The 23,672-nt window shown below is 59.6% G+C and carries 16 protein-coding genes; 9 read left to right on the plus strand and 7 right to left on the minus strand.

Going from position 1 to position 23,672, the window contains the following annotated elements; translation table 11 throughout:
• Positions 1–168: 168 nt before the first annotated feature.
• From BEMPMBAN_RS20770 to BEMPMBAN_RS20785, 4 genes are all read right to left on the minus strand, one after another.
• On the minus strand, positions 169–1,278 hold the full coding sequence (locus tag BEMPMBAN_RS20770) for an SGNH/GDSL hydrolase family protein (protein WP_159233148.1): 1,110 nt from the start codon (positions 1,276–1,278) through the stop codon (positions 169–171).
• A gap of 625 nt (positions 1,279–1,903) precedes the next feature.
• Positions 1,904–2,338, minus strand: a complete 435-nt coding sequence (locus BEMPMBAN_RS20775; protein WP_234897612.1) for an acyltransferase — start codon at positions 2,336–2,338, stop codon at positions 1,904–1,906.
• 136 nt (positions 2,339–2,474) lie between these two features.
• Entirely contained in the window at positions 2,475–3,413 is a 939-nt protein-coding gene (locus BEMPMBAN_RS20780) for a glycosyltransferase family protein (RefSeq protein ID WP_234897613.1), read from the minus strand.
• 256 nt (positions 3,414–3,669) lie between these two features.
• A complete protein-coding gene (locus BEMPMBAN_RS20785; protein WP_234897614.1) occupies positions 3,670–4,386 on the minus strand; it encodes an FkbM family methyltransferase in 717 nt (238 codons plus the stop codon).
• Between the two features lie 402 nt (positions 4,387–4,788).
• On the opposite strand from BEMPMBAN_RS20785, the gene BEMPMBAN_RS20790 reads away from it, so the two are divergent.
• Together BEMPMBAN_RS20790 and BEMPMBAN_RS20795 are read left to right on the plus strand one after the other, a co-directional pair.
• The gene (locus BEMPMBAN_RS20790; protein ID WP_159233151.1) at positions 4,789–6,132 is read left to right on the plus strand and encodes a UDP-glucose dehydrogenase family protein; all 1,344 of its coding nucleotides are present in this window, start codon (positions 4,789–4,791) and stop codon (positions 6,130–6,132) included.
• A gap of 146 nt (positions 6,133–6,278) precedes the next feature.
• The gene (locus BEMPMBAN_RS20795) at positions 6,279–7,544 is read left to right on the plus strand and encodes a glycosyltransferase family 4 protein (protein WP_234897615.1); all 1,266 of its coding nucleotides are present in this window, start codon (positions 6,279–6,281) and stop codon (positions 7,542–7,544) included.
• 116 nt (positions 7,545–7,660) lie between these two features.
• Here the strand turns inward: BEMPMBAN_RS20795 and BEMPMBAN_RS20800 are convergent, their stop codons facing one another.
• Positions 7,661–8,821 (minus strand): O-antigen ligase family protein, encoded by a 1,161-nt coding sequence (locus BEMPMBAN_RS20800; RefSeq protein WP_159233152.1) that lies wholly within the window; start codon positions 8,819–8,821, stop codon positions 7,661–7,663.
• 1,216 nt (positions 8,822–10,037) lie between these two features.
• Here BEMPMBAN_RS20800 and BEMPMBAN_RS20805 point away from each other — a divergent pair.
• Together BEMPMBAN_RS20805 and BEMPMBAN_RS20810 are read left to right on the plus strand one after the other, a co-directional pair.
• Entirely contained in the window at positions 10,038–10,814 is a 777-nt protein-coding gene (locus BEMPMBAN_RS20805; RefSeq protein ID WP_159233153.1) for a hypothetical protein, read from the plus strand.
• Between the two features lie 229 nt (positions 10,815–11,043).
• Positions 11,044–11,577 (plus strand): FkbM family methyltransferase, encoded by a 534-nt coding sequence (locus BEMPMBAN_RS20810; RefSeq protein WP_159233154.1) that lies wholly within the window; start codon positions 11,044–11,046, stop codon positions 11,575–11,577.
• Positions 11,578–11,752: 175 nt separating this feature from the next.
• On the opposite strand, the gene BEMPMBAN_RS20815 is transcribed toward BEMPMBAN_RS20810, so the two are convergent.
• Entirely contained in the window at positions 11,753–14,005 is a 2,253-nt protein-coding gene (locus tag BEMPMBAN_RS20815) for an acyltransferase family protein (protein ID WP_272952245.1), read from the minus strand.
• A 1,586-nt stretch (positions 14,006–15,591) separates the two neighbouring features.
• On the opposite strand from BEMPMBAN_RS20815, the gene BEMPMBAN_RS20820 reads away from it, so the two are divergent.
• The 5 genes from BEMPMBAN_RS20820 to BEMPMBAN_RS20840 all read left to right on the plus strand — a co-directional run bounded on the left by BEMPMBAN_RS20820 (position 15,592) and on the right by BEMPMBAN_RS20840 (position 22,341).
• On the plus strand, positions 15,592–16,146 hold the full coding sequence (locus BEMPMBAN_RS20820) for an arsenate reductase/protein-tyrosine-phosphatase family protein (protein ID WP_159233402.1): 555 nt from the start codon (positions 15,592–15,594) through the stop codon (positions 16,144–16,146).
• Between the two features lie 273 nt (positions 16,147–16,419).
• Positions 16,420–17,910, plus strand: coding sequence for a sugar transferase (locus BEMPMBAN_RS20825; RefSeq protein WP_159233156.1), 1,491 nt, complete (start codon positions 16,420–16,422; stop codon positions 17,908–17,910).
• A 148-nt stretch (positions 17,911–18,058) separates the two neighbouring features.
• The gene (gene gmd / locus BEMPMBAN_RS20830) at positions 18,059–19,114 is read left to right on the plus strand and encodes a GDP-mannose 4,6-dehydratase (protein WP_159233157.1); all 1,056 of its coding nucleotides are present in this window, start codon (positions 18,059–18,061) and stop codon (positions 19,112–19,114) included.
• Positions 19,111–20,085: a GDP-L-fucose synthase family protein gene (locus BEMPMBAN_RS20835; protein WP_159233158.1), complete on the plus strand. Its 975-nt coding sequence runs from the start codon at positions 19,111–19,113 to the stop codon at positions 20,083–20,085. The genes gmd and BEMPMBAN_RS20835 overlap by 4 nt, the downstream gene beginning before the upstream one ends.
• 684 nt (positions 20,086–20,769) lie before the next feature.
• Positions 20,770–22,341 carry a sugar transferase gene (locus BEMPMBAN_RS20840; RefSeq protein ID WP_159233159.1) on the plus strand — a complete coding sequence of 524 codons (1,572 nt, stop codon included), beginning with the start codon at positions 20,770–20,772 and terminating at the stop codon, positions 22,339–22,341.
• Positions 22,342–22,451: 110 nt separating this feature from the next.
• Here BEMPMBAN_RS20840 and BEMPMBAN_RS20845 read toward each other — a convergent pair whose 3' ends face one another.
• Positions 22,452–23,645, minus strand: a complete 1,194-nt coding sequence (locus BEMPMBAN_RS20845; RefSeq protein ID WP_159233160.1) for a lipase family protein — start codon at positions 23,643–23,645, stop codon at positions 22,452–22,454.
• Positions 23,646–23,672 lie beyond the last annotated feature (27 nt).

The following is a 23,672-nucleotide window of genomic DNA, read 5'->3' on the forward strand; positions in this document are numbered from 1 at the left end:
GCTCCTGGCCGGTTCCGAGGAGCTTATTGCCCTCGGCCAGCTTGCGGATGATCTGATCCGGCGTATGCCGCCGGCGTTTGTTCGTAGCCATGTCGTCGTCGATTCTTCCTGCCCAAACACCTGGGCAACAGAGTCGCACAACAACTGGACCACTACGACGGGCTCACCTCACAGCCACGGACCCATCTGATCGTGCCCCTCTGGGACCTCCGGATGCACATAATCCGCCATATTGTCGCCGGATACAACCCCGAGGAATGAAATTACGTGGATGCCATTCGCGAGGCATTCAGGTGTGTCAAAGGCGCCATAGAGCCGCTGCGAGTGCTGGAGCATGCGACGGTCAAAATCAGCACCGTCGACTTTCTGATCCGCCCACATCGCCGCCGGTGCTCCGCTCGGCGAACCAATCAAAATGATCGGAACCTCTGGGTCCCATTCGCGGATGGAGGAGATCATCGCATCCAACTGGGTCTTGTAGATAGACCATGATTCGTCGGAGAGTGCTGAGAGAAAGTCAACGGTACCCAGCATGATGCTGATGGACGTCGGCCCGCGTCCCCCGAAGGCAGACGAGTAACGGTCTATGTACTTCGCAAACGAAACCTCGACGTTGGGTGGGGGCATCATTACCTGCCAGCCACTACCGTTGTATTGCTGCCATTGTTCTTCGGCCATCAAATTGGGATCCACAATGACGTCGCCAGAGGCAGGCGAGTTGGGATAGCCCTGGGCGTTGAAATGATAATTTCCCATGGTTCTCCACCCCCGGGCGATCATCTGGAAGCCCGAGTAGTCATAGCCCCTTGGGTCGGCGGCTGTGACGTCTTTCCAGAACGATGTATTGCCTAGGAACTTGTCCCCCTCAACGCCGAGAGGGAACAGGAACGGCGAGTCGCCTCCTTCCGGTCGGGCTATGCGCGTTATGTAGCTATTCAGTGTCCAACCTCCGCGACCTTCCTGCGAGATTATTCCCCCGTCGTAGGTGCGGGTACCAACGAGCTTTCCACCGAGCACGCACACGACGGCGAATTCCGCGTAGTTGCCGGCACGGGTGATCGAGTCACCAATACTCAGATGTCGAAGATCGCTACTTGAAGGTACGGCGAGAACAAACACTGGGCGAGAAGCGGACTCCAACGCTATCCCTGTTCTGTCCTTGACTGTTATGGAAAGCGTGAACGAACCGGGGTTCCTTGGGGTGTACTGCCAATACTCCGCATCGCTTATTGAATCCGAATCCGGCCCGGCTATGACGACTTCCATACTCTCGTCCAAATCTGCGACGATGTTTGCAAATTGGAGCCGATATGTTTCGCCAACGACGAGATACAGCGCGGAGGGCAATACGACGCTGGGCGGCGGCAGAGACCGTAACGGACCGTTCAGATCCCACGTTGGTGTACCAGCGCCGTAAACCGTCCGCACGTCACCCCGACCGACACGGCGATCGCCGCTTCCTGCAGCTGATACGGGACTGAAAGCGGCGGGCTGCTTGTTGACACTGAAACTCGTGGGAGGAGGGTTTTGGGCCGGTGTGGCCGCTTTAGCTTGTGGAGTCGCAGGCGAACATGCAGACGTCGACATTGTGTCGCCGCCTGAACTACAGCCAGCAACCGCGAGTGCGACGGCTAGCAGTATGCAGATCAGCCTGTACATCGAGTCCCCTTGAAAACTAGGAAAATTGGGCGGCGTCAGTAACTTACACGAGGTATGCGTAACCAGCGGCCTGATCCTGCGTATGGCGCAGACTGACGGTGTGCAGCCTGCAACACGGACCCGCGACTAAGAAACTCGCCCTGGTCCGTTGGTCTGTGAATCTCGGCGACGGACGGACGCGCGATGTGGTTGCGGCAAAAGCATGATGCAGCGGTCTCAAAGGCTGTTACTTGGCTAGAATTTGTCAATCTACTCGCTCAGGTGGCGATTCCGGCTGGAGTTCGCCTTCTGAAGAATGTCGGTAACGTGGTCGAATAGGCTTGGCCGGTACGCCCGCGCATACTGTGTATGGCGGAAGATCCTGCACGACAACTGATCCTGCTCCTATTATGCAGCCGTCTCCGACCCGCACTGAACCCACAATTATTGAACCGAAGCCGATAAGTACGTCGCTCCCAACCTCGACAAATGAGTTATCGAGTCTAGCGGCCTCGTAGACGGTAGTGGACGGATCTTCAAAAGGATGGTCTTTACCTATAAAAGATACATTGCTAGAAACCAAGACGTGGTTACCAATGCGAACATCAACTTCGCACGTGAAGTTCTTGCCGAAGGATACGTGGTGGCCGATTTCCACCAAATGCGGAGAGCGGATATCTATTCCTTTAGCAAAACTCACAGCATCTCCGCACGTGAAATGCGCCGGCCCGCTTGATTTCGTGCGCTGAAGGCGCAGGAAGCGGAGCGCATCACGCAGTCGATTGAGTGGCCAAGGGTACGGGCGGAACGGCCCAGCTGGTGGCGACGTCATTAACTCACCTCGACGATAGTAGCGTCCGCTTCGCGGATCCGGCACGGGCGATAAAGCGTTGGACCCGCAGCTCTCGGCTTCGTATCAACGCATCCAAAGCGGCATAGCCGATATTGTCGGGCTCACAAAATTCCGGTACGGCATCTAGCAACTCTGGCCGTTTAACCAGTCTGTCATGAGGATTGAGTGCGCCGCCGTGGGAGCCTTCACTGAGCCCATAGTTTTCCAAGATTCTTCTAGGAGGGAAGATCGAGACCCCACCATGTTGGAACACGGTGTAATACCAGTGAATGAACCAGCTGTTGACGCGGCCTTCGATCGAGTTTTTCAGCTGCATAGTGAACGGGTAGAGCCCGTTCATGTCGAACGCCGACCTAAACGCTCGTGAATCAAGTTCCTTCGTTGGGGGCCGATTATCGAGATCAAAGTGGTTCCACGCACGCGCCCAAGTCGCCCAACCCCATGGGTGCGCGAAGGGGAGAGATATAGTTGTGCTCGACCCCCGCAGTGAGGGCGCGTCATAGGCATAGCCGACTACGCTCCAAACCCGCTGGGCGGTCTCGTAGTGCTGTAGGGCGGAGTTGAAATAATGTAGTGCAATCGGGGAAAGCACTAGATCGTCTTCGAGCACGATCACTCGACCGTATTGCTTGATTACATCTGTCACGCCGGCATAGATGGAATTGCGTAAGCCCCGGTTGGAGTCTTGAAATGACCACGAGACGTTCGGTAAAGCCAAGTCTTGCACCAGAGAACGTACTGCCGCGACAGAGGGTTCATCGGAAACGTGTTTCGGCCCATCGACGAAGATCACCACCGGACTGGCGGGAAAACCATAACAATCTTGAAGGCTGGCTAACATTGCTGCGAGGCGATCTGGCCGGTTGTATGCAAACACCGCTACCGGCGCAAGTTCCTCGCCTCCAGCGCGATTCGTCATCATGGCGCACCCCTCCGTCTTGACCTGTGGTGAACCGCATGCGGAGTCCTGTGTTGAACCGCATGCGGAGTACGGAGTGCGGAGTCCGCATGCGGTTCCCACTGCGGAAACAATCCCTTGGTCGCTGACAGTCGGATACGCGGGTCTACCGCAGGCGATGCGTTTTTCGCTGCCACGATGGCACTAACTGTTTCCATCGAAATCTCTGGCACAGAGCCTTGGCTGGCTAATCGGGTCCCGCACCGTAGTGGGTCTTCATTCACGGCTGATCCAGGGTACTGCCGACCGGATTGACGCGCTTGAACAGAACATCGATCTGCGTTGGGCCGAATTCGGTAGTGGAGACTTGGTTGTACAAGCCTCTGACCGCAAAACCGCGCCTCTGGAGGTACACGCAGACCTCCGGAAACAGCGGCTGGCCGTCGTAGAGCTCAACGTAACTCAGTTCCACGTAGATAAAGTCAACCAACTCGAGTGACGCGCATCCCTCGAATACCCCTAACTCGCCGCCCTGTACGTCGACCTTGAGTAGAACGGGTTGTGCGAGCCCGCGGAGATCGAGGCAGTCGTCGAGCCGCCTGGCAGATACCTGCATTGTTCTTGCGGGGCGGACACCGAATGCGCGCGCCTGGCCCTGTCCCGGCTTGAGCAGAGAGGAACTGTCCGCGCGGTCAGCGACATGGAATTCAGCCGATCCTTCGCGCGCGGCCAAGGCGACCCGGTTGAGAGTAGCCTCGTCGTCTCTACGAAACAGGCGATCGTAGTTGTCCGCTGCCTCGGGAAGTGGCTCGAATGCGATGATCCGCGCTCGTGGCCGCAATTTTCGGAACGCGAGGCTGAACTGGCCCTTATTGGCACCTGCATCAATCAAAGTGTTTGCTGCGCAGAACCGTATAGCCTCCGTGTGCTCTGATGCAGCCGCCACTCGGTGGCGTACCAGAGCATTCAGGAAATACGGGTGGCGGATCAGGCCCAAACCCTTACGGACGGTGGACGACGACGGCAACGCTTACCTCCCCTGGACGTTGGCCTCGACGACGGATGCTACCGCTGATGGCGGGGAAGCGGTGCATTCAACCCGATATGTGCATCGACGCGATCGGCAATCCAACCATCGAACCTTGGCGGCCCTGGGTGTAGCCGGCCGGACTGATGAGTCCCGTGCGGTTTGCGAGGGGACGCCGTGATCTTGGCACGCCCGTACGGGCCGCCGCAGTATGCTTTGCTCAAGAGGTGTATTACGCACGAAGCTCGGATGTTTTCCAAAGGGTGACCATAGCCAAGGAGCAAACGCGGGCACTTAGTCGGGGGCGGGGGATTTCTAGATGCGGTGCGTACAGGCATTGAACCCAAGAGAGAGGTTTGGTAGGTAGCCGAGATGAAGATCGCAGTACTAGGCATGGGATATCTCGGTGTGACTCACGCGGCATGTATGGCAAGTCTCGGTCATGAGGTTCTCGGCGTTGACATTGACGATGAAAAGTTGGCCAAGTTGTCCTCGGGCGAAGTGCCGTTTTTTGAGCCTGGGCTCGACGCGCTAACCGAGCAGATGGTCCGCGCGGGCCGCCTCCGTTTTTCTTCGTCCTATCGCGATGCCGCTGACTTTGCTGACGTTCACTTTATCGCAGTCGGCACGCCGCAGAAAAGGGGCGAGTTTGCGGCGGACGTTTCGGCAATCGACTCGGTCATTGAAGAACTGGCGCCGATGCTAACCCGTGCTGTCGTGCTTTTCGGCAAGTCGACCGCTCCAGTCGGAACCGCCGAACGTTTACGAGTTCGGGCGCAAGAGTTGGCACCGGCAGGCGCCGATGTCGAGTTGGCCTGGAATCCAGAATTTCTTCGCGAAGGGCACGCGATTAAAGATACTTTGGAACCAGATCGCCTAGTGCTAGGTGCCGCTAGGGACGGGGCTGGGCGCGCTATTGCTGTGGCCAAAGAAGTTTACTCGTCGATATTAGAGAAGGGCATCCCCTTTTTAACGGTGGATCTTGCTACGGCTGAACTTGTAAAGATATCGGCGAATGCGTTTCTAGCAACCAAAATTTCATTCATCAATGCGATTGCTGAAGTGTGCGAAGCTGCCGGAGCCGATGTAGTGCAACTGGCCGATGCTCTTGGTTATGATCAGAGAATCGGCCGTGCGTTCTTAAACGCGGGTCTAGGATTCGGTGGTGGATGCCTTCCCAAGGACATCCGAGCATTTATGGCACGAGCGGGTGAGCTAGGTGCGGACCAGGCCCTCACATTCCTCCGTGAAGTCGACGCGATCAATATGCGACGTCGTTCTCAGATGGTTGAACTTACGAGGGAGGTGTGTGGGTCGTTACTAGGGGTTCGTGTTGCTGTGTTAGGTGCTGCTTTCAAACCGGATTCTGATGATGTTCGAGACTCTCCAGCCCTGAATGTCGCAGGACAACTTCAGCTACAAGGCGCTGCAGTAAATGTCTACGATCCGAAGGCAACTGATAATTGTCGAAAGATTTTTCCGACACTTGGCTATTCGGCGTCCGTAGTCGATGCGTGCGATAGGGCGGATATCGTCCTAGTACTGACGGAGTGGCAGGAGTTCCGAGATATCGAGCCGAGCGAACTAGCCTCGATAGTTGCCCACAAGCGCATCCTGGACGGGAGGAACTGTCTTGATCCACAGCAATGGAGGGCCTCCGGATGGCTGTACCGAGGTTTCGGTCGAGGTCGATCGGAATCAAGTAATGGGTTCTGAGATTTGTGCTGTCAAGGGGGAACCGCTCGGACAACCAGCCATCATTTGGATACACGCTGGTCGACTGACCGCAATACGTTCTTCGATTCGTAACTCTTGGATCGAGTCGTGCACGCGTCCGTGGCTGACTCGTTTGGTGAGGCTGCGTGTTGATTAGGCGCCGGACTGAGCGCTTACGCTCTGCCGTAACGATTCTCGGCCTGAATTATCCGCCGGAAGTCACGGGCATCGCTCCATATACTGGTGGACTGGCCGCTGGGTTGAGGGCGATCGGGTATCGAGTGTCGGCACTTGTGGCACACCCGCACTACCCCGAATGGTCCATACAGCAAGGTTACGGCCAATGGGCGTCTGCCGAGGACGTAGACGGCGTGCGGGTGCGGCGTTTCTTACATTACGTGCCTCGGTCTCCACGCGGCATCCGACGTTTGGTGTCGGAGCTGAGTTTCGGTGTGCGTCTGGTGTTTGCGCGTTGGGGCTATTCAAAGGTGGTCATCGCCGTATCGCCGTCGTTGTTTTCGACCGGGCTGGCTGCGCTTCGCCTCTGGATTACGCCTCGGCCGCCCAACTTGATCGTTTGGGTGCAGGACATCTATACCCTCGGCCTAGCAGAGACGGGGGAGGGCGGCGGCCTTGCTGGTGCGGTAACTCGGTGGGTGGAGACGCATACTTTGAGAGCTGCGGACCGAGTTGTCGTTATCCATCAACGTTTCGCTGATTATGTGTCGAATGAGCTCAGGGTCGACGGCGAAAAGGTCGTGGTTATTCGCAATTGGGCGCACCTATCGGACACGGAGCCCCTTAGCCCGACCGCGGCGAGGTTCATATTGGGGTGGCCCGCAGACGTCACACTGGCTGTGCACACCGGCAATATGGGTGTGAAACAAGGGCTTGAGAATATCATCGACGCGGCGCGAATCGCCGATGAACGAGGTGTGCCCGTACATTTCATGCTTGTCGGCGACGGCGGTGAGCGTCAGAGACTGACGGACAGCGCGCGAGGCATCGCGCGAGTGACGTTTGTGGATTCGCTTAGTGAGGCCGACTACCATCTTGCGCTAGGCGCGGCGGACGTGCTTCTGGTCAATGAGAAGCCAGGGATCTCGGAGATGGCCGTCCCGAGCAAATTGACGTCCTACTTTCACGCGGGCCGGCCAGTCATTGCTGCGACTGACCTTGACGGCATCACTGCGTCGGAAGTGGTGTCGGCGGGCGCTGGTGTCGTTGTTCCGGCCGGTGAACCAGCGTCTCTCCTGAACGCGATAGTGGCAATGAGTGCTGACGGCGAGGCGGCGTTAGAGCTGGGCCGCAACGGGCGTCGATATCGGAATGCGGTGCTCGGCGAACAGGCAGCGATCGAACAGTGGAATACCTTACTGGCGGAGGTTGGTGGCCAGATTGGTGAGGGTTAAATGTCGCCGATCTTGTTGTCTGCGTGCTTAGGTCGGCAGTCAGCTGATTCAGGTTTCGGCGGCGGCGGTACTGGCGGACTATCTTGTGGCGGGGCGTTTGCAGATGGTGGCGCGGATCAGAGCCCCGCCGCAACAGTGCTATTAGAGCTACTAGATCGGTGCCTCAGCAATGGAGTCGGTTTCCGTACCTGATGGTCGAGTGACAGAGGAGAGGTCACCTGTCTTAGCTTGATCTGCGCGGCTGAAATCGATGCCCAGGCAAAGAGAAGCGGCAACCAATAATCGCGTTGCTCGAAGAAGGCCGACGTCAACGCGAAGGCAATAATGGCCACTAGGATGGCGGCTTCGGCGCCGTGTTCTTTTCTAACGATAGCGCGTGCCGCAACGATCAGGACCGCCGCCACTATAAGTGCAAAAGCGACCGCCAGGAATGCTCCTCCCTGATACCAGCCGCGTAACACGAGATTGTGAGTAACGGTGATGCCGTTGAAGGTGCCGCTGGACTCAGCGTTGAGGCCATTTCCGAAAAATGGTTCTTCCACGACCTTGCTCCAAGCGAAATCATAGGTTCGCATGCGGAATTCCCAAGAGCTTTCAGCATCGGTTTGGCCAGTGACCTGTCGATAACGCTGGACCACTGACGGCAGGTAGTCGACGATGCCTGAGAACCGTCCGACAAGCCAGAGGGTGACAGCAAACGCAATTCCTCCGATCGTCAGCTTGCCAACGTGCTCCCTACGGCAAAGGATGAACACGAGCAAACCGATGGCTACTGCCATAAAAGAGCTAAGGCTACCTGACGCGAACAGGGCTAACATGTTTGCCGAGAGCGCTGCGATAACAAAAACCCTGAACTTGCGCGTTGCGACGAGAATTTGAAGCGCTAGCAGTATTGCGATACACGATAAAAGGCCGAGCGAGTTCGGGTGGCCTGCCAGACCTGGAGCTCGCCCATGCACCGCCTGTGCGCCAAGGGCTGATTGGCCCAACACCTGTAAGACCGCGGCTATGGCCGAGAGCGACTGTCCGATTAGAAATGCACCTGAGACACGCTCCACAAATTTAGGTTCTGTTACTGCACTTGCAGTCAGCGCGAAGACGCCAAAGCCTAGCAATATAAATAGTTGCATACCAACGAAAAGGTTCTGCTCGATGGTAGAAGTTTTGGTCGAGGTCAAGATGGCTACCACCGACGCGTAACCGGCGAACGCCCAGATTCCGGGATAGAGCGGCCGCGCCGCCCTCAAGGAAATAATCGGAATGGCAATCAGGAGCAATATGACAGCAAACCAGAGTGTCCGTGGCGCCAACGGAAGTGCGCGGTTGATGGGAAGTAGGAAAAACACACACGCCCACATCAGAGTTGTGAATTGCCAGGGGGCACTGGTTTGTGTGCGTTGAGCGACGGTTGCGCGCCCTGTCGGACGTTGTCGGCTAGCCATTTGCAGGGGCCCGGTAGCTTTCCGCTCTCAACGCCTCGAAACTGGCCTCCCTCAGGCGCAAAGCCCTGCTTCGATCATTGCGAGATCGGGTCATTGCACGGCACCCAACGCCGCCGGCACTGGGTGGTGGACAACTGACATCCCTCGCTGTCTGCTTCACATCGCACAGCGGACTCGCCATTAGATACTCCCCCTCGGCCGTCACGATCCTACTGTTTAAATCCGTATGACGACACTTGGTTTTAAATCCGTATGACGACACTTGGTAAGGGCCGAGACTGTTGCCGCACGCAGGCTACGGCTCACGTGCTTGGTCTTCATGTCCTGCGGCGGCAGTAAAATCCCGACGGTACCGTAGCGGCCGGCGTCAGTCACTGCGGGACGTCCTGCTCGAGGAGCCGGTAAGTCGTTCGTTAGGCCTGCTGGCACTATGGAACATCAAGGTCTTCCCGGACCTCAGCTGTGTGGTTCAGGTCTGGCTAGCTGAGGATCATCCCGCAACAACCAAGCTGAGAGACGTCCCGCGACAATGCTGCATCGACTCCGTGCGCTATTTGAACGAAGCTATTCGCTCGTCCGGTCTGGAGCGCTTCGCTTGGTCGGCTTCGCGTTAAGCGTGCTGGTATTGGCTGCCGCCTCGTTGGCTGCAATCCCGGCGATGATCGCAGCAAGCGGTGACGCCGCCTGGGGGGCAATCGCACTCGGGCAGGTAATTGGAACAGTTGGCGGGGTCGCTGTTGGGTACGGATGGGGTTGGTTTGGCCCCGCCAGAGTTGCTCAGTACGACCCAACGGCTAGGCGCACCGAGTACGTCGAATCTGTAATTGCACGTGGAGTTCTGGCGCCCCCGGTATGTGCCATTGCAGCGATTCTGGCCTATGTACTCGCATCAAGCACCCCGTTGTTCGCTGTAGCCGGTGCTGTATCGGCCACATGCATGGGACTCAGTGCCAGTTGGTACTTCGTTGGGTTGTCAAGGCCATTCATGATGTTCGCAATAGAGACCATTCCACGGGCAGCGGGCACGGGTGCGGGTGTTATCCTCATGACGATGGGGCACAGCGCCCTTATGGGGCCGCTTGGAATGTTCTGTGGCCTGATTGCGGCCCTCGCCTTCTCATCCATCTGGATCCTCTGGGCGGCGAAGCGGGAGGGTGCAGCATCTGGGAACCGACGACCGTTGAGAACGATCTTGCTTCTGAATCGGCATGGTGTCGCCTCGGCTCTGGGTTCAGCTGCCTACATCGCCGCGCCCCTTGCGATCGTGTCTGTTGTAGCTCCAAGTATTCAGCCCGCGTTCGCTCTGGCTGACAGGGTCAAGGGACTGGTGTTCGTGGCGTCAGCTCCGGCTGCGGCAGTCCTTCAAGGTTGGGTCCCGCGCGCGAGCGAGGCGGCTCGAGTACGCCGAGCTAACATCGCCCTGTTCAGCGCCGGTGTCTTCGCGGTGTTTCTTGGTGTCGGTACGGCAGCCGTTGCCCCAGGTCTCGTAAGCTGGCTTGGCAACGGACAGATTTCAGTGTCCTGGATCGTGGTCGTGTTGATGGCGGGGTGCGTGGCGATCACGCTGTTTCAGAATGTCTTGGAGCGCGCAGCGCTGGCAACCTTCGGCCGTCTTCGCGCCGCAGTCAAGGCCGTCGCCCTTGGATCCCTAGTCGGTTTGCCGCTGGTCGGTATCGGAGCGCGTCAGCTCGGAACTGCCGGGGCGATGGCGGGAGTTCTCGCCGGCCTGCTGGCGTCTGTCGCCGTCGAACTCGTAACACATCTGCGGGTAGTGCGAGAAGCGCACAGAAGTAATGCGTCCAGCCAGGGGTCCGCGGCCGGAGAATAGCGTCACAACTCGTGTCTTGCTAGGCGCAGTCTGTCGCGATTCCGGGCGCATTACATTAGCCGATCGATTCAGCCTTAATCCGGTACTGTCGACCCTTGTGAATACTAAACAGTTGGTTCGTAATACTTTGGGAGACAGAAGAGTACGGCGGATCAAGAGTTTTCGCACTCGTCTTTCGTCCAAACTAGATGTCGGTCCTTGGCGGCGACCTGGACTCGGCGAGCTTGACGTGGCCCTTGCGGAAGCGATCGGGCGGCCTCAAGGGGGGACATTCATCGAGCTCGGCGGAAATGACGGGTTTCAGGCATCAAATTCTTTCCTACTGGAGCGCGAATTAGGGTGGAGGGGAGTACTGATCGAAGCAATTCCCGAACTGGCGGCGGAAGCGCAGCGGAACCGTCCACGAGCAACCGTGGTGTGTGCAGCTGCGTCCTCGTCGACGCGATGCGCAATTATCGGTATGGAATACGAAGACCTCACAAGCAAGGTGTTGAGTAACGCCGGCGGTGTGATGGTCGCGACTACGACCCTCTCAACGGTCATCGACGATGTCATGGGTGGAAGCGCTCCAGACTTGCTCTCGATCGACGTCGAGGGACACGAGTTGGAGGTGATCACTGGCCTCGACCTGGAAAAGCACCGGCCCAAATGGATACTTATTGAAACCGACCATCCAGAGGTTGTGGGGCGTACGCTCAATTGTTATCAGCGAGCGTCGCAACTGTCTTTTCACGACTACCTATTCAAATTGAATTGCGAATAGTTGGTTTAGCGTTGACTGCGCGTGTACGGATCCTCACGGCGAGTCAGCTTTCGAATATTCCTGTTTTGAGCACGGGCAGCCGAAGCGGCGCCTCGCAAGTCGTGACCATTGGACCCATAAGCTACATCCCGTTCAGGGCCGCAGAAGTATCCGCTTTTGCTATCCGTGCAGATGTTCAGAAAACCCCAGCGACTTTCATGGATTCCGCGATCATCGGGTGAATCTTCTGCCCGTATGCCAATGTCATATGGTAGGTGTCGAGCTTGGTCGGTGTCGAGCCGACGAAGCTCGGACAAAAGCGGTTGTCGCTGCAGAACCACGGTCGAGCGTCGATCCACTTTCCATTGACAGATTCCGCGACGGATTGCTCTGACCGAGCAATCGACCGCCATATATCATCCACTTCGCTAATGCAACTCGCTGGCACGCTTGATCGATCACCATAACATTGTCTGATATTTATTTCGGCCGGCGGTGCAGAAAGCAATACTACTTCTTTTGTGCTTCCTCGAAATTTTTCAATTATCTGGCGGAGTGAACTGCCCCATTCGCGGGTCGTCATCCATTCGTCGCTGCCTACGACGCGTTTCGTCCCGTAAATGTTCGATATTATGACCACTTCAGGCTTCGTGGAATTAATCAAGTCGACTGCCCGCTGTGTCATCCCAGGGCAAGCATCGACAATGGATGGGTCCGGATTGAAGACTAGGGCGGCGGCGAATTCGCAGCCGCCCATCGCTGCGACGTCCAACCGGATTTGCCCACCCGAGTTAAGCGCAAGCTCTCGCAGCGGCCCAGCGTAGGAGAGGGCGATGGAATCTCCGACGATGACCATCTGCGTCGGCGCAGAAGCGGAACCCCAGGTGCACGTCTGACCGTCCAATGGGACGATTCCGTTGCAGGCGTGGACTTCGGGCGGCGATTCTGGCGTTTGCATCGCTGACTCCATCGAAGGATCCAAGGGCGGCCATTCCGTCGCGGTCAGCGATGCCGCGATCTCCTCCTGCAAGGCCGCCGTCAGAGGGCCCCAATCCGGCCCAGGCTCGGACGGACTCGCCTTTCCGGGGGCGGCGGCCACTATTGGGGGTGCCACCTGGTCGTGAATATTTGGGCGCACGGTGTACCCCCACACCCCGAGTGTCACCAGGAACAGAACAGCTACTGCTGCATATCGGCTTGACGTCTGAGCCTCGTAACGACGGAGACGTACATCCTTTACGGCCTCCCGGACCTTTCTCCAGTTTGTATATCGCAAAGGATTCTCGACAAAATGGTAGGACGCGATTGCCAGTCCGAATGAGAGCGCCACGACGGAAAGGGAGAAGAATCCGCTTGTAGGCATTAAGGCTCCGAGGATGACGATCACGGGCCAATGGACTAGGTATAGGGAGTACGAGATGTTCCCGACGTAGACACTTACGGGGTTTCGCAAGAACCCCTGCTTTCTAGGCTCGCCCCCCACACCAGCCGCGATTACCATCGCTGATCCCGCCACGGGCAGCAGCGCCCATGGAGCTGGAAAGCCAACTGAGTCTTCGTTAATTAGAAGAACACTGGCGCCGATGATTGCGAGCCCGCCCCACGACAACCATGGCTTCATCTTCGGCGGTATTCGGGCCAACGCACCGACGGCTGTCGCTAGCATCGCGCCGATGCCTAGTTCCCACACTCGGGAGAAGGTGTTGAAGTACGCCCACGTTGGCGCCGCGGCGGTCTCGTACAACGCCCACCCGAGCGAGGCGGCGACGACTCCTCCCATTACTGCGCCCGCGAGCCGCATCCTATGCGCGTGGGTCCACGCCTTTTGTGCGATTACCAGACCGATCGCAAATATCAGCGCCGGCCAGATGAAATAGAATTGCTCCTCAACCGACAGCGACCAATAGTGCTGAATCGGGGATACCGCATCAACTCCCCCGAAATAGTCCGTTTCTTGGACGGCGAACCACCAGTTCGACATGAAGACGAAAGCGAAAAGGCTGTCCATGCCGACTTGTTCGGCCCGGAATGGAAGAAACACCCACGTGGATGCCAAATACGTGAGGATCAGAACCACCGTGGCTGCCGGGATGATGCGTCGAACTCGGTTCCAGTAGAAGTCCTTAAATGACACGTTTCCATTGCGCTCGGCCATTCGCAAAAGGTTGCCGGTGATCAGGAATCCGGAAATCACAAAGAACACATCTACGCCGACGAAGCCGCCCTGTGGCCATCCCCACAGGTGTGCGCCGAACACTGTAAGGACGGCGACCATGCGTAGGCCCTGGATGTCCAGTCGCTGATGCGATCGTTCGGCCCGACGACGTCGACGCCGAGACTGCTTCAGGAACTTCTGCAGAACTGTCGTCACTGATATCCCCCCGGATGAGCCCTGCTTGCGGGCATATGATGACACGAAGGGGACGGTTGCGGCGACAATTGACCTCATTCGGGCACTGTTGAGGACCACCTTATCCACCTGGTTGGCCCTGTCTGCCCGCGCACGTGGTGCGATTGCTGCGGGTTGCGGTCACATGATGACTGATACTCATCGGGTGAGACAAGCGAGATAGTGTCTCCGCGTGGATCTGTCATCAAGTTACGTCTCGTCAACGGGCTGGGATGGTTTGCCATGTACCGCAATGGGTTTAGCGACGGCGGTCCGGCTAATCCCGCATCGCGCCGAACTGCCCGGGGGTCACGCTTAGCGCGAATGTTCGGAATCGCCGGCGGAATGAATGTCTGGGCGCAACTAACAGCTGTGACGGGAGTGAGGGTTGACTACGAAAGTCGCCGAACCCTGCACCATCCCGATTGCAGGCGTGGACCTAATTGTGTTGTCACATCCGGGGCAGGTTGTTACGGAGAATTCAAGAGTCGACTACGTTCGAGCCAGCTGTTGCGGCGTGCTATCGGCTAAGCCGTGGCTTCGACGGCCAGCTGAGCTCCGCCCTCTTGGCTGCGCAAGTCCAAACCCCTCAAGGCTTCATGCTTGCTCTCGCCGAGTTCACATCGGATGACATCTTGAAAGCCCGCACGGTTCAACTCTTCGGCTAACGTGTCAAAATCGTAAAGATATCCCGCATGATGGCCGAAAGCTGCGACAGGTATGCGAATAAGGTCGACAGCATGTTCTACTTGCTGCCCAATGTCCCGATAGTGACTGGATACTTCGTTACTGAGAGCGCTAGCGCCCTGCAGGTACATATCAACGTGTGCGCGTAGGTCTGGCGTGACGATTCGTATGACGCCACTGGGTCGCATAGACTTGTGAGCTTCCACGAGCATCTGTCGGCCAGCCTGTAGCGTCAGATGCTCAATAACATTGTCAGAGTATACGTACTCAACCGAGCCCGCCCTGACTGGCCAACGCTTTGTGGCGTCTAGGTATAGACGCGTGACGGCATTGACATTGGTGACCAGCCAGCCATCGCGTGGGTTGTGGCCTCCGACCTCAAGCTTAATGGGCTCCCCACTGCGCGCAAGTTCCTTTCGAAATCGCGACTTTGCGAACGGCGTATTGACAGCCTCCACACCCGACCGGATGAAAGACCGTACTGCCGGCCGACCCGCCAGCGAGTGATTAAGTCGTTCGCCTGCGGCGATGCCCTTCTTAACAATTTGATCCCGCCCCACCTGCCTCACCCTACAGGCTGAGGCATCGGACGGTCTCCCCTCGAGGCGGGGTTGGTAGGACGTTGTTGCGCCGGAGGGCGGTGAGGTAACAGCGCATGGGCCAAAGTGCGGGCCGTCTGCTTCTTCGGCGCAACAGACCAGCGCAGCGGGGCAGCAACGGCCCCTTTGAAAACAGAGCATCCGCCGCCCGTGATAGGAGTGGCGCGGGTATGTTCACGATGCACTTCTGGATGCCGTCTGTCTTTCAAGCGACGCTATATCCATAATCCATACGTATGGTGACCGTAAAGTGCCACGCAGGTGTATCGCCGAGCCGCCACCGCTTGTAATTGGACCGTACGGAGATTGCCTATACTGGGTAAACCCGACCAGGGCTATGGCCGAGACGAGGTGTTGTTCCTGCACGTAATGTTTGTATGCACTGGAAATATCTGCAGATCGCCTATGGCAGAGCGGCTCGCCGCCGCCTACGGCGGTGAACTGGAAATCCCGGATCTGAGAACGTCAAGCGCTGGGGTCCGCGCGGTAATTGCACACCCTATCCATCAGGATGCCGTGCCCGCGTTGGAAAGCTTGGGCGGTGACGCGTCCGACTTTTCCGCGCGACAACTCACTGCCAGGATTGCCGCAGAAGCAGACCTTATTCTTACTATGACGAGAGAGCACCGCGAGGCAGTGCTTGGCGTCGCTCCCCGCAAGCTGCGCAGAACCTTCACCTTGATAGAGGCTGCTCGGATCGCTTCAAGGTTTGATGCACAGAACGTAGGGGACCTGGCAGACTTCCGCCCACACCTCGGCGCCCTTGAACTGCCGGACATTCCCGACCCGATCGGCCGAAGCCCTGATGTATTTGCTGCCGTGGGGGCGCAGATCGCCGAACTGTTACCTCCAATTATGGAGCTGTTACGGCGATCCATAGGTCCCACAGTCGAGTCGCCGACTTGGTCGACCTAGCGGCGGAGCAAACTCAGATTTCCCTGACGCTCCGTTCCTTCCAGCAAACATCGCTCGGCCTCCGTCGGGTCGCCCCAGCAGGCAAACTCGCCGAACAGCGTAGCGACGTCAAACATGCTGCTAGGTGCGGCCGAATGGGCATTCGGAAGCGAAGGGTCGTCCCAGACGTATACATCGTGTTTCCTTGCCGAGCGAACATGCCGTTTACCTTGAGAAGTTGATAACGGTTGGGCTAATGTTCCAGCCCAAGGGGTAGAACGTCTGGGGGGACACATGACGGCGGTCAACGATCGGCTGGAAGTCGCAGCAAACATCGTTCCGATTCCAACCAAGCTCGCTGCATGGCAACGGGGCTATTCACGCCGGCTTGTGGCGATCGACCTGACCGCCGTCGCGCTGGCCGTGGGTCTCGCGCAATGGCTGCGGTTCGGCGGTTTGAATGCCGAGGTGTCCACCTACCGGGCCGTCGACTACACCATGGTGTCAATCGCCATTGCGATCGTCTGGCTGGCAGCGCTCTCCATCAACCACTCCCGCTCGACCCGCGTCATCGGTTCCGGCGCTGAAGAGTACCGGCGAGTTTTGCTGGCCACGCTTGCGGTCTTCGGCGGTGTTGCCATCGTGTCGATGCTGTTCAAGCTCCAGATCGCCCGCGGTTACCTGATGATCGCGTTGCCTGCCGGCATCGCCTTTCTCATCTTGTTCCGCTACCTCGCGCGTCTGATGATTCGCCACGTCCGTCAGACGCAAGGCCGATGTATCACTCGGGTTCTTGTTGTGGGCAGTGCCCCCGCAGTGCGCGACCTGACGACATCGTTCGCTCGCGATCCGCGGTCCGAATACCAGGTGGTGGGTGCCTGCATCCCCGGTCCGATTTCGCGGAGCAAGATCGACGTCCCGGGCGTTGGCGAGATCCCCACTTTCGGCGACGAATCTCACGTTGTCGGCGCGGTGACGGCCACCAGGAGCCACGCTGTCGCAGTCACGGCTACTGAACGTCTCAACGGCCGGGGGATCCGGGACCTGTCGTGGGAGCTGGAGAAGCTCGATATCGATCTCCTCGTCGCACCGGGTGTGGTCGACATCGCCGGTCCGCGACTCCAGATGCGGCCTGTGTGCGGCCTCCCTTTGATTCATGTGGAGAAGCCGCAGTACCACGGCGCCAAGCGATTCCAGAAGCGGCTGTTCGATGTCGCCTTCTCCGGCTCGGTGCTGCTGTTCGGATTGCCGATCCTGCTCGCCGTCGCCCTGGCAGTGAAGCTGACCAGCAAGGGCCCAGTCTTCTATCGTCAGGAGCGGATCGGCTTGGACGGCAACCCGTTCGAGATGATCAAGTTCCGCACCATGGTCGACGGTGCCGACAAGATGGTTCACAAACTCGCCGCGCTGAACGAGAGCGAAGGCGGGGTGCTGTTCAAGATTCGCGAGGATCCCAGGGTCACCCGCGTCGGCAAGATCCTGCGCAAGTACAGCATCGACGAGCTGCCGCAGTTCATCAACGTTCTCAAGCGCGACATGAGCGTCGTCGGACCGCGCCCGCCGCTGGCCAACGAGGTCAGGTCGTATGACGATCACACCCGTCGGCGGTTGCTGGTGCGTCCCGGGATCACCGGTTTGTGGCAGGTCAGCGGACGCTCGGACCTGTCCTGGGAGGACTCGGTCCGTCTCGACATGTTCTACGTCGAGAACTGGTCGATGATCGCCGATCTGCTGATCGCCATCAAGACCGTCAAGGCGATGTTCAAGCCCTCCGGCGCCTACTGAGTAGGTCAACTCCCTTCACTAGCCGTTCGGTTGGGCGAGCACGCCACACCACGGTTTTCGCGATCTTGACTTGTTATGAAGGACACGCTCAGGGCCGCTACCCTGGATATCTGGGCTGGGTCCGTTCCATTCCGGGGGAAAGGTATCGATGGCGAAGCGTGCGTTAATCACCGGGATCACCGGGCAAGACGGGTCCTACCTGGCTGAGTTGTTGATCAGCAAGGGTTACGAGGTGCACGGTCTGATTCGCCGTGCGTCGACGTTCAACACCTCACGCATCGACCATCTCTACGTCGACCCGCACGTGTCCGAGGCCCGGCTGTTTCTGCACTACGGAGATCTCAGCGACGGTGCGCGGTTGGTCACGCTGCTTGCCGGCATCGATCCCGACGAGGTGTACAACCTGGCGGCGCAGTCGCATGTCCGGGTGTCGTTCGATGAACCCGAACACACGGCCGATACCACCGGAACCGGAACCATCCGGATGCTCGAAGCGGTCCGGCTCTCGGGTATCAAAACCCGCTTCTACCAAGCCTCGTCGTCGGAACTGTATGGCGCAACACCGCCGCCGCAGAACGAGGACACACCGTTCTATCCGCGTTCACCCTACGCGGCCGCAAAGCTGTACAGCTACTGGATCACCAAGAACTACCGCGAGGCCTATGGCCTGTTCGCCGTCAACGGGATCCTGTTCAACCACGAATCCCCGCGCCGCGGTGAGACTTTCGTGACCCGCAAGATCACTCGCGCCGTCGCGGCCATCAAGGCCGGTAAGCAAGACCACCTCTACATGGGCAACCTCGACTCCGTGCGCGACTGGGGTTACGCCCCCGAGTATGTCGAAGGCATGTGGCGGATGCTGCAGGTCGACGAGCCCGAGGATTTTGTCCTCGCGACCGGCGTGGGAATCACGGTTCGGGAGTTCCTCGAGATCGCCTTCACGCACGCGGGTCTCAACTGGGAAGACCATGTCCGGTTCGACGACCGCTACCTGCGCCCGACCGAAGTCGACGCGTTGATCGGAGACCCTTCGAGGGCCGGCAAGAAGCTCGACTGGGTACCGACGATCAACGGTCGCGAACTGGCTCGTCTGATGGTCGACGCCGACATCGAGGCGCTCGAGTGCGCGGGCCGCCCGTGGATCGACAAAGTGCAACTGGAATCGTGGGAGACACCGACCTTCCGCGGTACAGGACTTCCGTGAGCCCGGAGGTGCAGTTCTCTCCCGGTGAACTCGATCGCGCCGCCACGTTTTATGTTGCCGGGCACCGCGGACTGGTCGGTTCAGCGATTGTGCGCAGGCTTCAGGCCGCGGGGTTCGAGAACATCGTCGGCAGGACCTCGGCTGAACTCGACCTCAAGGACCGCGACGCGGTCTTCAGCTATTTCGCCGAAATCGGGCCGAAGTACGTTGTGCTGGCAGCCGCGAAGGTGGGCGGGATTCTGGCTAACAGCACCTACCCCGTCGATTTTCTCAGCGACAACATCCGCATCCAGGTGAATGTCCTCGACGCGGCGCGCGAAGCCGGCGTCGAGCGACTGCTGTTCCTAGGCTCCTCGTGCATATATCCCAAATTCGCCGAGCAGCCGATCCGCGAGGAGTCCCTGCTCACCGGACACCTCGAGCCGACCAATGACGCGTACGCGATCGCCAAGATCGCAGGAATCCTCCATGTGCAAGCGGTGCGCCGCCAATACGGCCTGCCGTGGATATCGGCGATGCCGACCAACCTCTACGGACCCAACGACAACTTCTCCCCACAAGGGTCGCATGTGCTGCCGGCACTGATCCGTCGCTACGACGAGGCCGTCGCAACCGGTGCGCCGTCGGTGACGAACTGGGGCACCGGCACCCCGCGGCGCGAGTTCCTGCACTCCGACGACATGGCCGACGCGTGCTTGCACCTGCTCGAACACTACGACGGCCCCGAGCAGGTCAACGTGGGCAGCGGAACCGACGTCACCATCCGGGAGATCGCCGAGACCATCGCATCGGTGGTCGGCTTCACCGGTCACACCGAGTGGGACACCACCAAGCCCGACGGCACCCCGCAGAAGCTGCTGGACGTGTCGAAGCTTGCTCAGTCGGGCTGGACGTCGAAAATGAGCCTGCCCGAGGGCCTCGAGCGCACCGTGCAGTGGTATCACGACCAGGCCGGCGCGCTGCGCGGGTAGCTCCCGGGCAACGCAGGGGCCAAGGCCCCACGCGTAGCCCTACGTCCGGCCAGACCCTTGGCGGAAGCCAATAGCACGACTGTGTGCGCCTGAACGGCCTTGTGCGGTCATCCGGCCATGACTACCGCGGCACACGTCTGGGCCGTCTTACTTCGTCCGGGTCTGCGGTCAGCCGTGGCCATTTTCAACAACCAGCTGACGCGGCATCACCGGCCGGCGCCGTGTGTGAGCGCGGACAAGTCCAGGACCTCAGCGTGAGCTGCAGCACCTTCTGATTCGCACTTCTGCACTGGTATGCAGATACTGCGATCTAGGTAGAAGTTGCTAGATCTGGATCTGCAGACTGCTTCCGAGTTCTTGAACTAACGTGACTCCCGGGGTTCTGCGACCGGTGACAGCGGTGCGCATTCCGCCTGGCGTGCCGGGAACAGGGATAGTCAATGCAGTTCAGAGCTGATTATCTCAGGCTGGCATCTACGACGATCACAACACAATGTGATTCAGTTCATGCTTCGCCAGCTACCGTAAGTGGACCTACGGAAGGTAAGGTCGCTAGCTAGCTGAGATAGACACAGCAAATATGATTGGCAATCAAAGCAAATATGTCTCCGGTGCGGGGCCGGGACAAGGGTCACGTCCTGGGCCGCGTAGCTGGCCACAGGTTCTATGGGAACGAGGATGCGGATGACGGATCTGATGTCATCCATCGAGGGCGGCCGCGCTCCGGTGCGATTGGTGAGCCGCCCCGCTGCATCCAGTCCGAACCTCGGCGCGGTGCAGGATCTGCTCGAACACACCACTGTCGCCGAGCAGCTGGGCCAACGGTGGCAGGAGTCGTATCGTCGGCGCCTGGCAGTGGTGGATTCGGTCGTGGTCTTCAGTGCGGTTGCCCTGGCTCAGTTCGGTCGCTTCGGACTCTTCGGTAAGGCCGAGGACGCGACTGACGTAACCTTCTCGCGGCTGACCGCGACCTCACTGTTCTTGGCGGTAGCCTGGCTCGCGGCCCTCGTCTTGGTTCAGTCTCGCGACATCTCACTGGTCGGCACCGGTAGCGAGGAATACCGCCGCGTGGTGACAGCCACGACGGGGGTGTTCGGCGCCGTGGCGGTTGTCAGCCTGGTGCTGCAACAGCCCATGTCCCGAGGTTTTCTGATCATCGCTCTGCCCGTCGGGCTCGTCGGGCTACTCCTCGGTCGACACCTGCTGCGTCGAAATCTGATCAAACGACGCGCCCGCGGCGAGTTCATCACCCGGGTGGTTGTGCTCGGCGGCATCGATTCCGTCGAAGTCCTGTGCACACACCTCAGCAGGTCGACACCTGCCGGATACTCCGTGGCGGGCGCGTGCATCCCGGCCTTCAACGGCGAATTAGGCGAACACATCAGCACCGCCGCAGGCCTCATTCCCGTACTCGGCGACCAGGATTCAGTGGAGCTCGCGCTGCAGATGACCGGAGCAGACGCCCTTGCCGTCGCGGCCGCCGAGCAGCTCGGCCACGAGAACATGCGCAAGCTCGCTTGGCGCCTCGACTCCCTCGGCGTCGACATGATCGTGCTGCCCGGGATGATCGACGTTGCAGGACCGCGGCTGAAGTTGCGGCCAATTGACAATCTGCCTCTCTTTCACATCGCGCGACCCCGCCATGACGGCCCGTCCCAGTACGGCAAGCGGTTGTTCGATCTGGTCTTCGGAGCACTTGCCCTGGCTGCGGTGTCGCCAGTGATCGTCGCCGCGGCGCTGGCCATCAAGATCCACGACGGTGGGCCGGTGTTCTTCCGCCAGGTCCGAGTCGGGCGCGCGGGCCGACCGTTCCGCATCATCAAGTTTCGGACGATGTCGGTAGGCGCCGAGAACAAGAAGGCGCACGAGCGTGCCGCGGCCGCCGAACCCGAAGCGCGGGTGTTCTTCAAGTCGGCACAGGACTCCAGAATCACCCGCGTCGGGAAATTCCTGCGCAGCACCAGCATTGACGAGATTCCACAGGTTCTGAACGTCCTCGCGGGATCGATGAGCATCGTCGGGCCTCGCCCGCTCGTGCCCGGCGAGGGGGAGTCGATCGAGCATTTCGTCCAGCGTCGCGCGTTGGTCAAGCCGGGCATGACAGGACTATGGCAGGTCTCCGGGCGCTCTGACGTCTCCGACGACGAGCGGATTCGGCTCGATCACTCGTACGTCGACAACTGGTCGGTGGTTCAGGATCTGGTGATCGTCTGGCGGACGGTGCGCGCAGTGCTCAAACGGGACGGTGCCTACTGACGAAGCTGGACTTCGAAGATCAGCCTGCGGGAAGCAATCGAGCACACCGTCGCGTGGTGCCGCGACCACGTGGGTGCGCTTCGCGGATAGTGCCGCTGGTACACGCGCTGCTACTCGGCCGGCAAGACGGTCGCCGCGTCTCCGCAGGTCGACGCGGCGGGAAGACCGGCGAAGCGATCCCTCACCCACGTCGAGGCGACGTCGTAGGCGGCCGCCCCGAGGTCCCCGTGGCCGGCGTCCGCCACCTCGACATGCTGGATACGCCCGCCCAGCCGACAGGACTCTTCGACCGCGGCCGTCACCCACTGCGGCAGGATCGTCTGATCGGCCAGGCCGTTGATGACGAGCATCGGCGCACTCAGAGGCGTCTGGGGGAGTGCGATCCGGCGGAGCGCCGTGCGAAAAACGGCAACCGACCGCTCGTCGTCGAGACTGATGCTCTCCGGCGGAATCAGTTCGTCGCGAAGGGTCTCGGCATCCGCGCCGCAGCTGAACGCCCGCGACTCCTGCTCGGCCGTCAAGCGGGGCAGCAGTGACTCCTCGACCAGTTTCGGGTTGTAGCGGGCCACCCCGCCGGCCACCAACGGCAGCAGCGCCTCCTGCTCGGCGGTCAGCGACTGCGAACCGGCCAGGTCGGCCATCGCTGTGACGTTCGCGGCCGGTGACAACGCGACGGTTCCCACCAGTTCGAGGCCGGCGCCGTACTGCGTGGCGACCTCGTTGGACGCCCAAACCGCCTGACCTCCTTGTGAATTCCCGAATCCCAGCCACCGAGCAGAGGCATCAGTGAACAGCTGGCGCAGCGCTCGCACCGCGTCGATGACGTTGAACGCCGCACTGTGCGGCTCGAGATATGGATGGTGACCGGAATGCCCGAGGCCCTCGTAGTCGGTCATGGCCACCGCGTACCCCTCGCCCAGATATGAGCGCACCATTGGCCAGAACCCGAGCAGATCACTTTCCTGAGAGGGGCCGCAGTCGGTGCCGATCCCCGTGGTGCCGTGGCCGATCGAGATCACCGGCCAGCCGCCGACCGGGGGCTGGCCGGGCGGCCGGAAGAACGCCCCTGAGACCTCTCGGACACCACCGTCGAGCCCGGACACCGACCGGTACACCGCCCGCCGCGCCTCACCGATCACCTGGCCGGGGTCGTCGAGAAGGTCGGGCAATATCCACGACTCCACGATCTGTCCTCGTGTCTGCAGCGCCTCTGCAGCGATCACCGGAGCTGTGGTGGGCAGCGGATCGGCGATGGGCGCCGAAACGTCTGTGCCACCCCGAGTGCACGCTGCGACGATCAGCATCGCCCCTATCACCCCACCGAGGTGGCG

It is taken from the genome of Mycolicibacterium austroafricanum, assembly GCF_902705885.1.
In the GTDB taxonomy this organism is placed as follows: domain Bacteria; phylum Actinomycetota; class Actinomycetes; order Mycobacteriales; family Mycobacteriaceae; genus Mycobacterium; species Mycobacterium vanbaalenii_A.

Coding starts and splice junctions, on each gene's coding strand:
- BEMPMBAN_RS20805 (WP_159233153.1), top strand. CDS start 10,038: ATGGGGCACAGCGCCCTTATGGGGCCGCTTGGAATGTTCTGTGGCCTG.
- BEMPMBAN_RS20790 (WP_159233151.1), top strand. CDS start 4,789: ATGAAGATCGCAGTACTAGGCATGGGATATCTCGGTGTGACTCACGCG.
- BEMPMBAN_RS20840 (WP_159233159.1), top strand. CDS start 20,770: ATGACGGATCTGATGTCATCCATCGAGGGCGGCCGCGCTCCGGTGCGA.
- gmd (WP_159233157.1), top strand. CDS start 18,059: ATGGCGAAGCGTGCGTTAATCACCGGGATCACCGGGCAAGACGGGTCC.
- BEMPMBAN_RS20825 (WP_159233156.1), top strand. CDS start 16,420: ATGACGGCGGTCAACGATCGGCTGGAAGTCGCAGCAAACATCGTTCCG.
- BEMPMBAN_RS20845 (WP_159233160.1), bottom strand. CDS start 23,645: ATGCTGATCGTCGCAGCGTGCACTCGGGGTGGCACAGACGTTTCGGCG.
- BEMPMBAN_RS20780 (WP_234897613.1), bottom strand. CDS start 3,413: ATGATGACGAATCGCGCTGGAGGCGAGGAACTTGCGCCGGTAGCGGTG.
- BEMPMBAN_RS20815 (WP_272952245.1), bottom strand. CDS start 14,005: ATGAGGTCAATTGTCGCCGCAACCGTCCCCTTCGTGTCATCATATGCC.